13 protein-coding genes and 2 tRNA genes are annotated in these 15,688 nt (G+C 65.6%); 3 read left to right on the top strand and 12 right to left on the bottom strand.

Annotated features, from left to right (window positions below; translation table 11 throughout):
• Position 1: 1 nt before the first annotated feature.
• Positions 2-1,078, top strand: coding sequence for an endonuclease/exonuclease/phosphatase family protein (locus tag AC50X6_RS08140; RefSeq protein WP_494965725.1), 1,077 nt, complete (start codon positions 2-4; stop codon positions 1,076-1,078).
• Between the two features lie 3 nt (positions 1,079-1,081).
• Here AC50X6_RS08140 and AC50X6_RS08135 read toward each other — a convergent pair whose 3' ends face one another.
• Positions 1,082-1,858, bottom strand: coding sequence for an SDR family oxidoreductase (locus AC50X6_RS08135; protein WP_494965724.1), 777 nt, complete (start codon positions 1,856-1,858; stop codon positions 1,082-1,084).
• A gap of 33 nt (positions 1,859-1,891) precedes the next feature.
• On the bottom strand, positions 1,892-2,251 hold the full coding sequence (locus AC50X6_RS08130) for a DUF488 domain-containing protein (RefSeq protein WP_494965723.1): 360 nt from the start codon (positions 2,249-2,251) through the stop codon (positions 1,892-1,894).
• A gap of 84 nt (positions 2,252-2,335) precedes the next feature.
• Between AC50X6_RS08130 and valS the strand changes: the two genes are divergently transcribed.
• Positions 2,336-4,954, top strand: a complete 2,619-nt coding sequence (gene valS, locus AC50X6_RS08125; protein ID WP_494965722.1) for a valine--tRNA ligase — start codon at positions 2,336-2,338, stop codon at positions 4,952-4,954.
• Positions 4,955-5,061: 107 nt separating this feature from the next.
• Here valS and AC50X6_RS08120 read toward each other — a convergent pair whose 3' ends face one another.
• The 8 genes from AC50X6_RS08120 to AC50X6_RS08085 form a co-directional block, all read right to left on the bottom strand.
• On the bottom strand, positions 5,062-6,015 hold the full coding sequence (locus AC50X6_RS08120; RefSeq protein ID WP_494965721.1) for an ABC transporter substrate-binding protein: 954 nt from the start codon (positions 6,013-6,015) through the stop codon (positions 5,062-5,064).
• Between the two features lie 72 nt (positions 6,016-6,087).
• Entirely contained in the window at positions 6,088-7,917 is a 1,830-nt protein-coding gene (locus AC50X6_RS08115) for a glycoside hydrolase family 15 protein (protein WP_494965720.1), read from the bottom strand.
• Between the two features lie 422 nt (positions 7,918-8,339).
• On the bottom strand, positions 8,340-8,957 hold the full coding sequence (locus AC50X6_RS08110; protein WP_494965719.1) for a mycothiol-dependent nitroreductase Rv2466c family protein: 618 nt from the start codon (positions 8,955-8,957) through the stop codon (positions 8,340-8,342).
• A 145-nt stretch (positions 8,958-9,102) separates the two neighbouring features.
• Entirely contained in the window at positions 9,103-10,383 is a 1,281-nt protein-coding gene (gene clpX, locus AC50X6_RS08105; protein ID WP_494965718.1) for an ATP-dependent Clp protease ATP-binding subunit ClpX, read from the bottom strand.
• Positions 10,384-10,650: 267 nt separating this feature from the next.
• Positions 10,651-11,310, bottom strand: coding sequence for an ATP-dependent Clp protease proteolytic subunit (locus AC50X6_RS08100; RefSeq protein ID WP_494965792.1), 660 nt, complete (start codon positions 11,308-11,310; stop codon positions 10,651-10,653).
• A gap of 38 nt (positions 11,311-11,348) precedes the next feature.
• Positions 11,349-11,981 (bottom strand): ATP-dependent Clp protease proteolytic subunit, encoded by a 633-nt coding sequence (locus AC50X6_RS08095; protein ID WP_326966247.1) that lies wholly within the window; start codon positions 11,979-11,981, stop codon positions 11,349-11,351.
• Positions 11,982-12,264: 283 nt separating this feature from the next.
• The gene (gene tig, locus AC50X6_RS08090) at positions 12,265-13,671 is read right to left on the bottom strand and encodes a trigger factor (protein ID WP_494965717.1); all 1,407 of its coding nucleotides are present in this window, start codon (positions 13,669-13,671) and stop codon (positions 12,265-12,267) included.
• Between the two features lie 67 nt (positions 13,672-13,738).
• A tRNA-Pro gene (locus AC50X6_RS08085) sits at positions 13,739-13,813 on the bottom strand.
• A 131-nt stretch (positions 13,814-13,944) separates the two neighbouring features.
• On the opposite strand from AC50X6_RS08085, the gene AC50X6_RS08080 reads away from it, so the two are divergent.
• Positions 13,945-14,018: transfer RNA gene (locus tag AC50X6_RS08080), tRNA-Gly, on the top strand.
• A gap of 127 nt (positions 14,019-14,145) precedes the next feature.
• Here AC50X6_RS08080 and AC50X6_RS08075 read toward each other — a convergent pair.
• On the bottom strand, positions 14,146-15,174 hold the full coding sequence (locus tag AC50X6_RS08075) for an Fpg/Nei family DNA glycosylase (protein ID WP_494965716.1): 1,029 nt from the start codon (positions 15,172-15,174) through the stop codon (positions 14,146-14,148).
• On the bottom strand, positions 15,174-15,665 hold the full coding sequence (locus AC50X6_RS08070) for a ribose-5-phosphate isomerase (protein ID WP_494965715.1): 492 nt from the start codon (positions 15,663-15,665) through the stop codon (positions 15,174-15,176). The genes AC50X6_RS08075 and AC50X6_RS08070 overlap by 1 nt, the downstream gene beginning before the upstream one ends.
• Positions 15,666-15,688 lie beyond the last annotated feature (23 nt).

Below are 15,688 nucleotides of genomic sequence, written 5' to 3'. Positions count from 1 at the left end.
GATGACCGCCACCCCAGCTGAGGGACAAGCGGCGTTGCCGCCCCGGAGCGCCGGCGTTACACGCGCAGCGCTGCTGAGCCTACTGGCCGTTGTGCTCGCCCTTCCGGGGGTTGTGCTCACAGCCGCCCGGGTGGGCCCGTGGGAACTGGGGTCGCCGTGGGTCCAGCTGCTCTCGGGCTATCCCCTGACGTTGGTTTCGACGTTCGCCGCGGTGCTTGCGGCGGTACTGATCGGCCGGCGCCGTCGTGTCCGTCTGGTGGCCTCGGCCGGCGTGGTCCTGTTGCTTGCCGCCCAGCTCTCGATGGTTGCTCCCCGGCTGCTCTCCGACGGCTGGAACCCGCTGGCGGCGAACCGGGCCGGACCGCTGGGTCAAGGCCAGGCGGGCGGGGAGCAGGGCAGACCACTGACGGTCATGGCCCTGAACGTCGGCGGCGCGACGCTGGACGCCGCCGCGGTGCTCAAAGCGGTGAACGCACACGGCGTCGAGATCCTGGCCCTTCCGGAACTCAGCCCGGTGACGCTGCAGCGCCTCGAGGACGCGGGCATCGCGAGGCTGCTTCCTTACCGGGCACTGGATGTTGACGGGGCGAACACCGGGAGCGGGATTTTCTCGGTCTTCGCGCTGGCAAAGCAGAATCGCGTCCCCGGCAGTGAGTCCTTCCAAAGCAGGGCCGTGGCCGCCGTGCCCGGCATCCGTCAGGGGATCCGTTTGACGGCGGTCCACGTGGAGTCACCGCGGCCGGGTCAGGTGTCCGGCTGGCGCAAGGACCTCAAAGAACTCTCGAAGCTGCAGCGGTCAGCGACGGACGGCAAGCCCGCGGTGCTGCTGGGCGATTTCAATGCAAGCCTGGACCACCGGGGGCTCCGGAGCCTGCTGAACACCGGACTCAGCGACGCCGCCGCGGCCACCGGCCGGGGCCTCTGGCCGACCTGGCCGGCGAACTCGTCCGCTGTCCCCTTCGTGCAGATCGACCACGTTCTGGTCAGCAGGGAACTGACGGTGGAGTCCTTCACCACGGTCTCCATCCCGGGCACGGACCATCTGGCCGTGGTGTCCCGGCTGTCATACCGCGGCTGAGGCCTAGCCCTTGCGGATCAGCTTATGGTTGGCTGCCTGCGCCACCGGGCGGATTACGATCTGGTCCAGGTTGATGTGATGCGGAAGGATGACGGCGTAGCGGACGACGTCGGCAACGTCGTCCGCTGTCAGCGGCTTCTCGACCCCGGCGTACACCTTCGCGGCCGCTTCTGGATTCCCGCCGAGCCGGTTCAGCGCGAACTCCTCGGTCTGCACCAGGCCGGGGGCCACCTCGATCACCCGGAGGTTGTGCTCGGCCTCTTCGAGGCGCAGCGCACCGGTGAGGGCGTGCTGGGCAAACTTCGCCGCGTTGTAGCCGCCGCCGCCCTCGTAGGCGGACAGTCCCGCCGTCGAGGTGAGGTTCAGGACGGTTCCCTCGCCGCCGGCGCGGAGCATCGGCAGGAAGGCCCGGGTGAGCTTCAGGGTGCCCAGCACGTTGACCTCGAACATCCATTCCCAGTCCTCGGTTTTCGCCTCGGCCACCTTGTCCGCGCCGCGGGCGCCGCCGGCGATGTTGATGAGGGTGTCGATCCCGCCGGCGCGGGTCACCTCGTCGACAACCCGCGCGATATCGGCATCGTCGGTCACATCGGCCGGAAGGGCGACGGCGCCGGTTTCAGCCGCGAGCGCCGCCAGCCGGTCCGCACGGCGGGCGACAGCGTAAACCGTCCAGCCCTCGGACCGGAGGGCACGCACGGTAGCCTCGCCGATTCCAGTGCTGGCACCGGTGACAACTGCTGCTTTGGCTACTGCTGCCGTGTTACGGATTCCCTCAGTCATGGCACCACCCTAACCGCTTTGCCGGCGGTTGAATCAACGCGCCAGGAACTCCTGCAGCACCCGGGCATGGTTGGTCTCCGGATCCCTGGCACCGAAGAGCAGCGTCACCTTCCCGTGTTCGGCCGCGAGGTCCAGCAGCGCCTGAACGGCGGGATTGTTTTCCAGCTCCGCTGCGTAGGCGGCGCGGAAATCGGCGAACCGTTCCTTTCGATGCGCGAATTCCTGGCGCAGCGGCGGCGACGGCGCCACCTCCTTGAGCCACAGCACCAGCTGCGCGCGTTCCTTGCTGATCCCGCGCGGCCAGAGCCGGTCCACCAGGACCCGGCAGCCGTCGTCGTCCGCGGGGGCGTCATAGACGCGCTTGATCGCAAAACTGGCGGCAGATTTCTCCATATTGGCATGCTACGGCAGCCCCAATGATCCCTTTCTGTAGCGAAAGTGAGGGAATGTGAGGGAATTTAGTGGAAGAATTGCCGGATGGCTGAAGACACTCAGGGTACAGACACGCCCATCACTGCCCCCATCAATGTTCCGGACAAGCCCGCGCTGGAGGGGCTGGAAGGCGCCCTCACCCGGCGCTGGCTCGACGAAGGAACCTATAAGTTCAACCCGGACACCACCCGGGAGCAGGTCTACTCGATCGACACTCCCCCGCCCACCGCGTCGGGATCGCTGCACGTCGGTCACATGTTTTCCTACACGCAGACCGACGTTATGGCGCGCTACCAGCGCATGACCGGAAAGAACGTGTTCTACCCGATGGGCTGGGACGACAACGGCCTGCCCACCGAACGCCGCGTGCAGAACTACTACGGTGTGCGCTGCGATCCCACCACCGTCTACGACGCCGGCTACCGCCCGCCCGCCGAGCCCGCCAAGAACCAGCGCGACTTCGACGTCGTCTCGCGCCGGAACTTTATCGAACTCTGCGAGGAACTCGCCGTCGAGGACGAGAGAGTTTTCGAAAACCTTTTCCAGACCCTCGGCCTATCCGTGGACTGGGATCTGACGTACCGCACCATCGATGACAAGTCCCGGGCCATCTCGCAGCGTGCCTTCCTGGCGAATCTCGCCGCGGGCGACGCCTACATGGCAGAGGCGCCCACCCTCTGGGACGTCACCTTCCGCACCGCGGTGGCCCAGGCCGAGCTGGAAGACCGCGAAGTTGCCGGCGCCTACTACCGCTACCCCTTCTTCACCGCCGAGGGCGAGAAAATCTACATCGAGACCACGCGCCCGGAACTGCTGGCCGCCTGCGCCGCGCTCGTGGCGAATCCCGACGACGAACGGTACCAGCCGCTGTTCGGCAAGAAGGTCACCTCTCCCCTGTTCGGCGTCGAGGTGGAGGTCATGGCCCACCCGCTCGCCAAGGCGGACAAGGGCTCCGGCATCGCGATGGTCTGCACCTTCGGCGACCTCACCGACGTCACCTGGTGGCGCGAACTCCAGCTGCCCACCCGCGCGATCGTGGGCCGCGACGGCCGCATCCTCGGTGAGACCCCGGACTGGATCACCGGCGAGGAAGGCCGCGCCAACTTCGCCGTGATCGCCGGCAAGACCGTGTTCAGCGCCAAGGAAGCTGTGGTGGAGCTCCTGGTAGCGGCGGAACTCCTCGAGGGCGAACCGAAGAAGATCATGCACCCGGTGAACTTCTTCGAAAAGGGCGACAAGCCCCTCGAGGTGGTGACCTCCCGGCAGTGGTACATCCGCAACGGCGGCCGCGACGCCGACCGCCGCGAGCGGCTGATTGCCCGCGGTCACGAGATCGAGTTCCACCCGGCCTTTATGCGCTCACGCTACGAGAACTGGATCTCCGGTCTGAACGGCGACTGGCTGGTCTCCCGCCAGCGCTTCTTCGGCGTGCCGGTACCGGTCTGGTACCCGCTCGACGCCGACGGCAACCCCGACTTCGCCGCCCCCATTGTTCCGTCCGACGCGCAACTGCCCGTTGACCCGGCCGCAGACGCTGCCCCCGGCTACGAGGAAGCCCGGCGCGACGTGCCGGGCGGCTTCACCGGCGACGCCGACGTCCTGGACACCTGGGCCACGTCCTCGCTGACGCCGCAGATCGTGGGCGGCTGGAGCACCGACGAGGCACTCTTCGCCAAGGTCTACCCCTTCGACGTGCGCCCGCAGGGACACGACATCATCCGGACCTGGCTGTTCTCCTCTGCCGTGCGCGCCGATGCCCTGCAGGACGCCGCCCCGTGGAAGCACGCGGCCATCTCCGGCTGGATCCTGGACCCGGACCGCAAGAAGATGTCCAAGTCCAAGGGCAACGTCATTGTCCCCACGGACGTGCTGGAGGAGTATGGCTCCGATGCCGTTCGTTACTGGGCGGCCTCGGCCAAGCTCGGCGCGGACACGGCCTATGAGATCGCGCAGATGAAGATCGGCCGCCGCCTGGCCATCAAACTGCTCAACGCCTCAAAGTTCGTGCTGAACCTCGGTACCACCGAAAACTCGGTGGTGTCTTCGAACCCTTCAGTGTTGATTAACGCCCTGGACCGCGCCGTGCTGGCGCAGCTCGCCGATGTTGTCCAGCAGGCCACGAAGGCATTCGAGAACTACGACTATGCCCGGGCCCTGCAGATCACGGAAAGCTTCTTCTGGCACTTCACGGACGACTACGTGGAGCTGATCAAGGACCGCGCCTATGGTGCCGCCGGCGAAGCCCAGCAGGCCTCCGTGCTGGCCGCGCTGGCCACGAGCCTGGATACGCTGCTGCGCCTGTTCGCCCCTTTCCTGCCTTTCGCTACCGAAGAAGTCTGGAGCTGGTGGCGTACCGGTTCAGTGCACCGCGCCGCCTGGCCCTCCGCCGTGGAGATGGCCGGCGACACCACTCTGCTGGCCACCGTGGGGGCGGCGCTGAGCGGCCTCCGCAAGGCCAAGTCCGAGGCCAAGGTCAAGCAGCGCACGGAGGTCCTGTCCGCGACCATCACGGCCTCCGAATCCCTCACCACACAGCTCAAAGCCGGACTCGCCGACCTGAAGTCGGCGGCCAACGCGCGTGAGCTGACGCTGGTGGCCGGCGAGGGCGAGCTGACCGTCAGCGACGTCGTTCTGGTGCCTGCTGAGGAACCCGCACAGGCGTAGCCCGACGCCCCGATGAGGCGGCACAGCGGCAAAAAGGGCCCTCCGTCCGGCTTTGGCCAGGCGGAGGGCCCTTCAACGGGCAGCGGCCGCAGCGTGCGGCCAGCGAGTTACTTGCTGAAACCCTTCTCCTTGAGCCACGCCGCAGCAGCGTCCTTGGAGCTCATCTTCTTGTCACCGGACACGTCCTCGTTGAGGCGCAACAAGTCATCCGTGGTGAGGACTGCGGAGACTTTGTTGAGCACCTCGGCGCCTTTGCCATCAAGCCGGTCCTTGCGGACGAGGGGGAGGACCTGCTGCGCGGCGAAGTTGCTCTTCGGGTCCTCGAGGACCACCAGCTGGTTCTTCGAGATCAGCGGAGACGTTGTGAAAACATCCGCGGCCTGGATCCGGTCGTCCAACAACGCCTTGATGGTTACGGGCCCGCCTCCATCGCTGAACGGGACGAATTCCTTGGGCACACAGCCATAGGCAGCTTTGAGTCCGGGAAGACCCTGCGGCCGCTCCTTGGCTTCGGCCGGCATACCCAGGGCTATCTGGTCGCAAATCCTGCCGAGGTCCGCCAGCGTCTTCAGCCCGAACTTCTCCGCCGTCGCTTTGGTGACCACGATCGAGTCCTTATCCTCGGCTTTGGCCGGTTCGAGTATCGACAGATCGGACGGGAGCTTTCCGGGGAGGGCCTTCATAACGTCCTCGGCGCTGGTGGCGGTGGCCGTCTTGTCCACGTAACGCAGCAGATTTCCGCTGTAGTCGGGGACGATGTCGACGGAACCATCCTGCACCGCCCGGACGTAAACCTCGCGCGAGCCGATGTTCGGTTTGGTGGATGCCGCTATGCCGGCGGCGTTCAGCGCCCCGGCGTACACCTCAGCCAGGGTCTGACTCTCCGGGAAGCTGGCTGAACCAATGACCAGCGGGGTTCCCGGGCTTGCCGAGCCGGCCGGCGGCGCTGACTTCCCGCTGTCCAGTGGGCTCCCGCTGCCGCAGGCTGCCAGCGCCAGCGTCAGCAGGGCTCCCGCCGCTACGGCGGCCGTACGTGTCAGATGACGTTTCATGGTTTTCATTCCTTGATCTCCGGGGATACCGCGGTCCGGATAGATCCGTTGATCGAGGATCCAGCCAGCCGCTGGAAACCATCATGCCCCATAGCCGGCCCGATCCTCGGCCTGGCGGATGGCCCAGGCTGCGTTGACGAGGCCGATGTGGCTGAATGCCTGCGGGAAATTGCCCAGCAGTTCGCTGCTGTCCGGGGCGACTTCCTCGGCCATCAGGCCCAGGTCTGTGGCGAATCCGGCAGCCCGTTCGAAGACCGCCCGGGCGTGTTCGGTGCGCCCGGCGAGGGCCAGGGCGTGGGCCAGCCAGAACGTGCACAGCAGGAAACTGCCCTCCTCCCCCGGAAACCCGTCCTCGACCCGGTACCGGTAGACCAGACCGCGCGGATCGGTGAGGCGTTGCTCGATGGCTTCGATCGTGGCGAGGAGGCGAGGGTCATCAGCCGGGAGGAACCCCACGATGGCGAGCATAAGCGCCGACGCGTCGAGGTCCTCGGAGCCGTAGGTCTGCGTGTACGCTTCCGCGGTGTCGCTCCAGCCCTCGGTGCGGATTGACGCCGCGATCTGCTCCCGCGCGTCCTCCCAGCGTTGAACCCTTTCGGGTGTCTGGAGGAGCTCGGCCAGGGTGATGGCCCGGTCGACGGCGACCCAGCACATGAGCTTGGAGTGCAGGTAATGGCGCGGCTCCCCGCGGACCTCCCAGATGCCGTGGTCGGCGGAGCGCCAGCGTGAGGCCGCGGCGTCCGCGGCGTCGGCGAGGAACCGCCGCGTCTCCGGTGCGAGCTCGGCGAGGTACTCCGGCAGCGTGGCGGCGGCATCGAGCAGTTCACCGTAGACATCGAGCTGGCGCTGGTCCCACGCACCGTTTCCCACCCGGACCGGGGAACTGGAACGCCAGCCCGGCAGGTGCGGAAGTTCTCGTTCGGGCAACTCGCGTTCCCCGCCGGCGCCGAACATGATCTGCAGCTCTTCGCCGCTGGCCAGCTGCCGAGCGGCTGCCGTTGCGAGGAACTGGAAGAACTTCCCGGCCTCGTCCGGGCAGGCGGCCACCCAGAGTGCCTGCAGCGTCATGCTCGCGTCCCGGATCCAGGTGTACCGGTAATCCCAGTTGCGCGTTCCTCCGGCCACCTCCGGCAGCGACGTCGTCGGGGCGGCCACAATGGCCCCGGTGGGAAAGTAGCTGAGGGCCTGCAGAACGCGCCCGCTGCCGGCGACGAGTTCCTGCCATGGACCCCGGTAGTTCTGGTGCAGCCCGGACCAGCTTCTCCAGCACTGCACCGTGTCCGCGAGCCGCCGTGAGATCTCCGGCTGGCTCCAGAAGGCGGGGTCCGCGGTGCCCCCGGATTGGTATTGCAGGGCGAAGCCACATTTTTCTCCGGCGCCGAGCACCAGGCGGGACTGCGCGGTACCCCCGCTGAACTCGAAGGGCACCGCAGCGGACAGCGCCAGGAGAACGGCGTTTCCGGTGCTGACCAGGATGCCGCCGTCCGCGGCGCGCAACTCCGGCTTGGTGAGGCCGTAGTCCGGGCGGGGACTGAAGACGACGTCGATAACGACGGTTCCTGCGGTGCAGGACACCTGACGGAGGAGGGTCCCGGGCGATTCCGCCCCGAGGTCATGGCCCCTCGTGCCGTCGCCGAGGACCAGGGCATCCGTGACGGTAACGCTGCCTTCCCCTGTCGTATGGGTGGTCTCCAGCACCATCGTCGGGTCCAGGTAGCGCCTTCTGGTGGAGTATTCGCCGGCGGGGCGGATCGACCAGAACCCCGCATCCGGGCCCAGCAGGCGTCCGAACACGGAGGGGCTGTCAAAGCGCGGGAAGCACAGCCAGTCCACGGAGCCGGCAGCGCTGACGAGTGCCGCGGAGGAGCAGTCGGACAGCAGGGCATAGTCCGCAATGGGTTCACTGCTCATGGGCATACCCTGACCGGTGCGGCCGACCGATGTGGCCTGCTGTGTGGGGCTGGCTGTTCTGGGCTGGCTGTAGGTAGGGCCGGCCTTCTCTTGGGCAAAGGGGAAGCCCCATCAGCGTTTTGCCGTTGGTGGGGCTTCGACTTTCGACTGTCCCGTGACGTCTCAGACAATCTGGCGGGATCCTCTGATCTTCAGGTCTTCCTACCTCGTCACTGGTAGCCACCATCTGACTTTGCCGAAGGCTGCGCCGGATGTGTGTCACTGAATCTTCGGTTCCTGCGTCCCACTTCCTGCGAAGTGGGTAAGCTCTATTGTTCTCCCGCAATTCCGGATACACAAGAGCCCCGCAAGAACTACATCGGAGTAGTTCTTCCGGGGCTCCTGGTCACCGTCTGTTGGCGCCAGTTGGCGTCTCCCAGGGACTAGACGAAGACCGGGCTTTCGGTGCGGCTGCGCTTGATTTCAAAGAAGTACGGGAAGGATGCCAGCGTCACGGCGGCATCCCAGAGGCGTCCTGCCTCTTCGCCGCGCGGGATGCGGGTCAGCACGGGGCCGAAGAACGCAATGCCGTTGAACGCCACCACCGGAGTGCCCACGTCCTGGCCCACAAGTGCGATGCCGGCCTCGTGGCTGGTGCGCAGCGTGGCGTCGATTTCCGTGCCCTGGCCCGCGGCCGCGAGCTCCGCCGGCAGGCCCACCTCGGCGAGCGACTTGGCGATGACTTCGGCGATGTCGCCGTTGCCCTCATTGTGGATCTTGGTGCCCATGGCGTCGTAGAGCGGCTTGATGTAATCGGTGCCGTGCTTTTGCGCCGCGGCGACGATGACGCGCACGGGTGCCCAGGCGCTGGTCAGGAGGGCCTTGTACTCCTCCGGAAGTTCCTCGCGGCCTTCATTCAGCATGGCAAGGCTCATGACGTGCCATTCGGTGCTGATGTCGCGGACCGCTTCGACCTCGCCGATCCAGCGGGAGGTTACCCAGGCGAAGGGGCACATCGGGTCAAACCAGAAGTCGGCTTTGTTGCTGGTGGTTTCAGACACGGATGATCTCCTCAGGAAAGTCAGGGGGCGCGGCACAGCGCCACTAAGGCAGTGTCACTAAGGCAGCGCCGCTGGGGCTGTGCCACCTGTATACACGGGCGCAATCACTTACTGTTAGCGGCGCGGGCAGCGGATTTATTCCAGATCAGGCGGATTTACGCCGCTTGACGTCGTGCGGGATCATGGTGGGCTCGGCCTTCTTTGAGACGACGTCCTCCGTGATCACAACGCTGGCGATGTCATCTCTGCTGGGCAGGTCGAACATCACCGGAAGCAGGACTTCCTCCATGATGGCGCGCAGTCCGCGCGCGCCGGTGCCGCGCTCAAGGGCCTGGTCTGCAATCGTGTTGAGCGCCTCGTCCTCGAAGATCAGCTCCACGCCGTCGAGCAGGAACATCTTCTGGTATTGCTTCACGAGGGCGTTTTTTGGCGTCGACAGGATCTGGATCAGTGCCGAGCGGTCGAGGTTGGAGACCGTGGTGATGACCGGGAGCCGGCCGATAAATTCAGGAATGAGCCCGAACTTCAGCAAGTCCTCCGGCATGACCTCGCCGTAGGAATCCGTGTTGTTCTTGACCTCAATGAGCGGGGCACCGAAGCCGATGCCCTTGCGCCCGGAGCGCGAACCGATGATCTCCTCGAGGCCGGCAAAGGCGCCCGCCACGATGAACAGAACGTTGGTGGTGTCAATCTGGATGAATTCCTGGTGCGGGTGCTTGCGACCGCCCTGCGGCGGAACCGAGGCTACTGTGCCCTCAAGGATTTTCAGCAGCGCCTGTTGCACACCCTCACCCGAAACGTCCCGCGTGATGGAGGGGTTCTCGCTCTTGCGCGAGATCTTGTCGATCTCGTCGATGTAGATGATGCCTTGTTCGGCTTTTTTGACGTCGTAGTCGGCGGCCTGAATGAGCTTGAGGAGGATGTTCTCGACGTCCTCCCCCACGTAGCCGGCCTCAGTCAGCGCGGTGGCATCGGCGACGGCGAAGGGGACGTTGAGGCGCCGGGCCAAGGTCTGGGCCAGGTAGGTCTTGCCGCAGCCCGTGGGGCCGATCAGCAGGATGTTCGACTTGGCGATCTCGACGTCGTCGTGGTGTACGCCCTCGGCGAGACTGCCGCTCTTGGGGGCGTGGCCGGCCTGGATGCGTTTGTAGTGGTTGTAAACCGCGACGGCGAGAGAGCGCTTGGCGGGCTCCTGGCCAATCACGTATTCCTGCAGGAAGTCAAAGATCTCGCGGGGCTTGGGCAGCTCGAAACTGCCCAGGTCTGCTACTTCGGCGAGCTCTTCTTCAATGATCTCGTTACAGAGTTCAATGCACTCGTCGCAGATGTAGACGCCGGGCCCGGCAATGAGCTTCCGAACCTGCTTCTGGCTCTTTCCGCAGAAAGAACACTTCAGCAGATCCGTGCTCTCGCCAATCCGAGCCATATGTGAACCCCTTTGTATCTTGCTGCACTCTGTGACCAGCTACTGGTGTCATCAGCAACCTGTGAAATTAACAACCGGTGAAATCAACAACTGCGTAGCGACGCACCCGTTGAGACATCACGGATCATCCCGAAAGTTCCCCGTGACAGGTTCCACTCTAGGTCACTTCTCCCCTGTTGGGTGGAAACCCCGGCGCCGGTGCGGCCTTTTTGAAGTGGGCCGCACCGGCGCTGTGAATTGAACGCATCCCGAAGGAACAGGGAATCCCTACTTGGTGATCGCCTGGGGCTTCATCTTGCGGGAATCCAGGACCTGGTCAATCAGGCCATACTGCATGGCCTCGGCGGCGGTGAGGATCTTGTCGCGTTCGATGTCGTTGTTGACCTGCTCCGGCGTCCGGCCGGAGTGCTTGGCCAGCGTATCTTCGAGCCAGGCACGCATGCGCATGACCTCGGCGGCCTGAATCTCCAGGTCGGAGGCCTGGCCACCCTGCCCACCGGACAGCGAGGGCTGGTGGATCAGGACGCGGGCGTTCGGCAGGGCGAGCCGCTTGCCCGGGGTGCCGGCTGCGAGGAGCACAGCTGCGGCGCTGGCGGCCTGGCCGAGGCAGACGGTCTGGATCTCCGGCCGGATGTACGTCATGGTGTCGTAGATCGCGGTCATGGCGGTGAAGGATCCGCCCGGGGAGTTGATGTAGAGGGTGATGTCGCGGTCCGGGTCGGTGGATTCGAGCACCAGCAGCTGGGCCATGACATCATCAGCCGAGGCATCGTCAACCTGGACGCCGAGGAAGATGATGCGGTCCTCGAAAAGCTTGGTGTACGGGTCCTGGCGCTTGAAGCCGTAGGGCGTGCGCTCTTCGAACTGCGGCAGCACGTAGCGGCTGCTCGGCAGGTTGCCGGCAGTCGAACCGAAGTTGTAGTCCATGTTCATTGCTCCTGAATTCATTGCTGTCTGCATGCCGGTCAGTTCTCGGTGCCGCTGCCCATGCCGGGACCGTCGCCACCGGCGTTGGTTCCACCGCCGCCTGCCACGGATCCAGCGTGTGCCGCGATCTTGTCGAAGAAGCCGTACTCGAGAGCGTCTTTCGCCGTAAACCACTTGTCGCGGTCGTTGTCCTTGAGGATGGTGTCCACCGTCTGCCCGGTCTGGCTGGCGGTCAGCTCGGCCATAACCTTCTTCATATGCAGGATCAGTTCGGCCTGGATCTTGATGTCCGAGGCCGTTCCGCCGATACCGCCGGAGGGCTGGTGCATGAGGATGCGGGCGTTGGGGGTGGCGTAGCGCTTGCCCTTGGTGCCGGAGGAGAGCAGGAACTGCCCCATCGAGGCGGCGAGGCCGGTGGCCACGGTGACGACGTCGTTCGGGATGAACTGCATGGTGTCATAGATCGCCATGCCGGCGGTGACGGAGCCGCCCGGTGAGTTGATATAGAGGTAGATGTCCTTCTCAGGATTCTCCGCCGAAAGCAGCAGCAGCTGCGAGCAGATCGCGTTAGCGTTCTCGTCGCGGACCTCGGAGCCGAGCCAGATGATGCGCTCTTTCAGCAGGCGGTTGTAAATGTAGTTATCCTGGGCTGCCGGATCGACAGTAGCCATCCGGGGTGCCCCTGCTTGCTGTGACATATGTACTTACCTCTCGCTGGCGACGGTGACATCATTGGACGACATCACTGAACTTTCCTACATGGACACTAACGGTTTTCGAACCCGGTTTGTGCTCAGCCGCAGGGCTGTTCGCTGACGGCGCACGATTGCCGGGGCGCGTCCCGCGGAGTCCCGGAGGCATGAAGCGCAGGGCTTAAATGCGGCAGCCCCCGGATCAACGATCCGGGGGCTGCCAACGTGCCTTGCTGCGGTAGCTAGGTGGACGCCGGTGACATTAGAACTTCACTGCCGCCGGGTCATCGTTCGTGGCCTCGGCGGCTGCTGATTCCTCGGAAGCTGCCTCCCCGGCCGTTGCTTCCTCGGGATCGGCCTCAACCGGTGCCTCGTTGCCGCCGGGGCGGACGAAGTCGCTCAGGTCGATCTTGTTGCCCTCGGTGTCGGTGACCTCGGCCTGGCCCAGGACGACGGCCAGTGCCTTGCGGCGGCGCACCTCGGAAACCATCATGGGGACCTGGCCGCTCTGATCGATGATCTGGGCGAACTGGTTGGGGTCCATGCCGTACTCGCTGGCGGCGGTGACGATGTAGTCGATCAGCTCGTTCTGGCTGACACTGACTTCTTCTTTTTCGGCGATGGCGTCGAGGATGACCTCGTTCTGGAAGGCCCGCTCGGTGTTGGCCTTGACCTCGGCGCGGTGCTCCTCGGTGTCGTGCTCGCCGTCACCGTGGGAGTTCTCGGCGTTGAAGTGTGTCTCGAGCTGCTCTTCGACGACGGAGGCCGGGACGGGGATTTCAACGAGCTCAATGAGCTTGTCGAGGACCTTGTCGCGGGCTTCGACGCCCTGCTCGACAATCTTGGACTCGGCGGCCTGCTTGGCGAGGTCCTCGCGCAGTTCGGCCAGGGTGTCGAACTCGGACGCCAGCTGGGCGAAGTCGTCGTCGGCGTCGGGCAGCTCGCGTTCCTTGACGGACTTGACCACTACCTTGACCTGGGCGGATTCACCGGCATGCTCGCCGCCCACGAGGGTGGTGTCGAAGATCGCGTCTTCGTCGGCGCTGAGGCCGGTGATGGCTTCGTCGAGGCCTTCGAGCATGGTGCCGGCACCCACCTGGTAGGACAGGCCGGAGGCGGAATCGACGTCGGCGCCGTCGATGGTGGCGGCGATGTCGATCGTCAGGAAGTCCTTGTCAGCTGCCGGGCGGTCCACCGACTTCAGCGTGCCGAAGCGGCCGCGGAGCTCGTCCAGGGCCTTCTCGACGTCGCCGTCGGTGGACTCTGCGGCGGCAACCTCAACCTTGATGCCGGCGTAGTCGGGCAGTTCGATCTCGGGGCGGATGTCAACCTCGGCGTGGAACTTGAGCTCGCCGTCGGTGGACGTCGGGTCCGGAACCTCGGTGATTTCAACCTCGGGACGGCTCAGCGGACGGATTCCGGTTTCCTGGACAGCTGCCTGGTACCAGCCGTTGAGGCCGTCGTTGATGGCGGTTTCCAGCACATAGCCGCGGCCAACGCGCTGGTCGATGAGCTTGGCGGGGACCTTGCCCTTGCGGAAACCGGGGACCTGGATCTGCGAAGCAACAGTCTTGTATGCCTCTGCGATGCTGGGCTTCAATTCCTCAAAGGGGACCTCAACATTGAGCTTGACCCGCGTGGGGGTGAGGTTCTCGACAGCGCTCTTCACAGTCTAGGTACTCCTGGTTTTTAGGGGGTGGGGTTCTGCCTTGCCACGTTCTGGCGGTGCTGCAGAGTCGGGGTGACAGGATTTGAACCTGCGACTTCCTGCTCCCAAAGCAGGTGCTCTAGCCAAGCTGAGCTACACCCCGTAAGTGCACAGAACAGTCTACGGCCATACTGCGTCGATTTGCACATTTGACACCGGGGCCCTGAATTGGGTTTAGTTGTATCCGGCTTCAACAGCCGTCCGGAACTTTTGCTGACGTTCCAGCAGATTCCCGGGGACGTAGCTTAATGGTAAAGCCTCAGTTTTCCAAACTGATGACGCGGGTTCGATTCCCGTCGTCCCCTCCAGCCGTGCAGACCCCTCTCCGGAGGGGCTTTTTTAGTGCCCAACCTGTCGACTGCTCCATAACTGCCCTTCTGGCGGCTCAAAACGGCAGTTGCGGAGCAATCGATGCGGTTGGGCCCGTGTGTCGGATCAGGGAGCCTGGCAGGACGGGCACCAGTAGAGTTTCCTGGCCCCCAGTTCGGCCAGTGCCACCGCGGTGCCGCAGTCGCGGCAATCCAGGCCCTGCCTCCGGTACACGAAGTGTGACTTGTCCGGGTCCGGCAGCATGATGGCTGATCCACCTCTGGCTGATCCACCGCCGCCCGACTGGCCGCTGGCTGATCCACCGCCGCCCGACTGGCCGCCGCCTCGCTGGCCGCCGTCGGGCCCGCTCCAGTACCGCGGCGGCGTGGTGATGATCCGGCCGTCCCGGACGCCGTCGGACATCATGGCGACGGCATCATCCCACAGCAGCCGCGCCGCCTCTGCCGGTAGCGCCGTTCCCGGCAGCCAGGGGTCAAGACGCTGCCGGAACAACAGTTCGGCGCGGTAGACATTCCCGATGCCGGCTACCAGCTTCTGGTCCATCAGCAGTGCTGCCAGCGGCGTCTGCCTGGTCCGGACCCGGGCGACAAAGGCCGCCCGGTCGCCGGGCAGATTACGCAGCGGGTCGGGGCCGAGCCGGGCCACAACGGCCGCCGCTTCCGCCCCGGTGACCGCCGCGCACGTCGTGGCACCCCGAAGATCGGCCCAGCCGTGCCCGCTGGCCAGCCGGACCCGGACGGCGCCTACCGGCGGCGGCGGACCGGTGTAGCCGTCAGGACCGGAGCCGACGGCAGCACTCTGATCCGCACCCGCACCGCCGTCGTCGTCGTCGTCGTAGACTTCCCGCTCCCCCACTTTGCGGGGCGCGCCGATGCTGGAGGCGCCGCGGAAGCCGGCGTCGCCGCCGAAGTTCCAGGCGCCGTAGAGGCCCAGATGGACGTGCAGCAGCAGTCCGTGCGCGAACTCGAGGAAGAGGTGTTTGCCGTGCGCGGTGGATCCGATCAGGACGTGGCCGTCCAGCAGCGCCGCGCCGTGCACGAACCTGCCCTGCGGACTGGTGGCCGTGAGTTGCTCCCCCACGAAGACGTCTCCGAACTGGCGGGCCAGCCGGTGGACGGAATGCCCCTCCGGCACTACCCGATGACCTCGCCGGTGCGCTCGTACGCGGCGATCTTGGTGATCCGGCGGACGTGGCGCTCGTCGTTGCTGAAGGGCTCGGCGAGGAAGGCTTCGATGATGGTGGTGGCCTCCTCGACGCTGTGCTGCCGGCCGCCGACGGCGACCACGTTGGCGTCGTTGTGGTCGCGGGCCAGCTTTGCGGTGGACAGGTTCCAGGCCAGCGCGGCACGGACGCCCTTGACCTTGTTCGCGGCGATCTGCTCGCCGTTGCCGGAGCCGCCGAGCACGATGCCCAGGGCGGGGGTTCCGGCCTCCTGGTCGGCCACGACGGCGAGCGCGGCGTTGAGGCAGAAGGCGGGGTAGTCATCCAGTGCGTCGTACGCCCTGGGACCGTGGTCGACCACGTCGTAGCCCTTGGCGCTGAGGTGGCTGACGAGGTGGGCACTGAGTTCCATGCCGGCGTGGTCCGTGGCGATGTGCACGCGCGGGCGGTCAGAAGTGGTCACGGCGGGTCCGTTCAGTTGGGCAC

This window comes from Pseudarthrobacter sp. HLT1-7, assembly GCF_059383435.1.
This window is presented reverse-complemented; position numbering and strand designations above follow the sequence as displayed.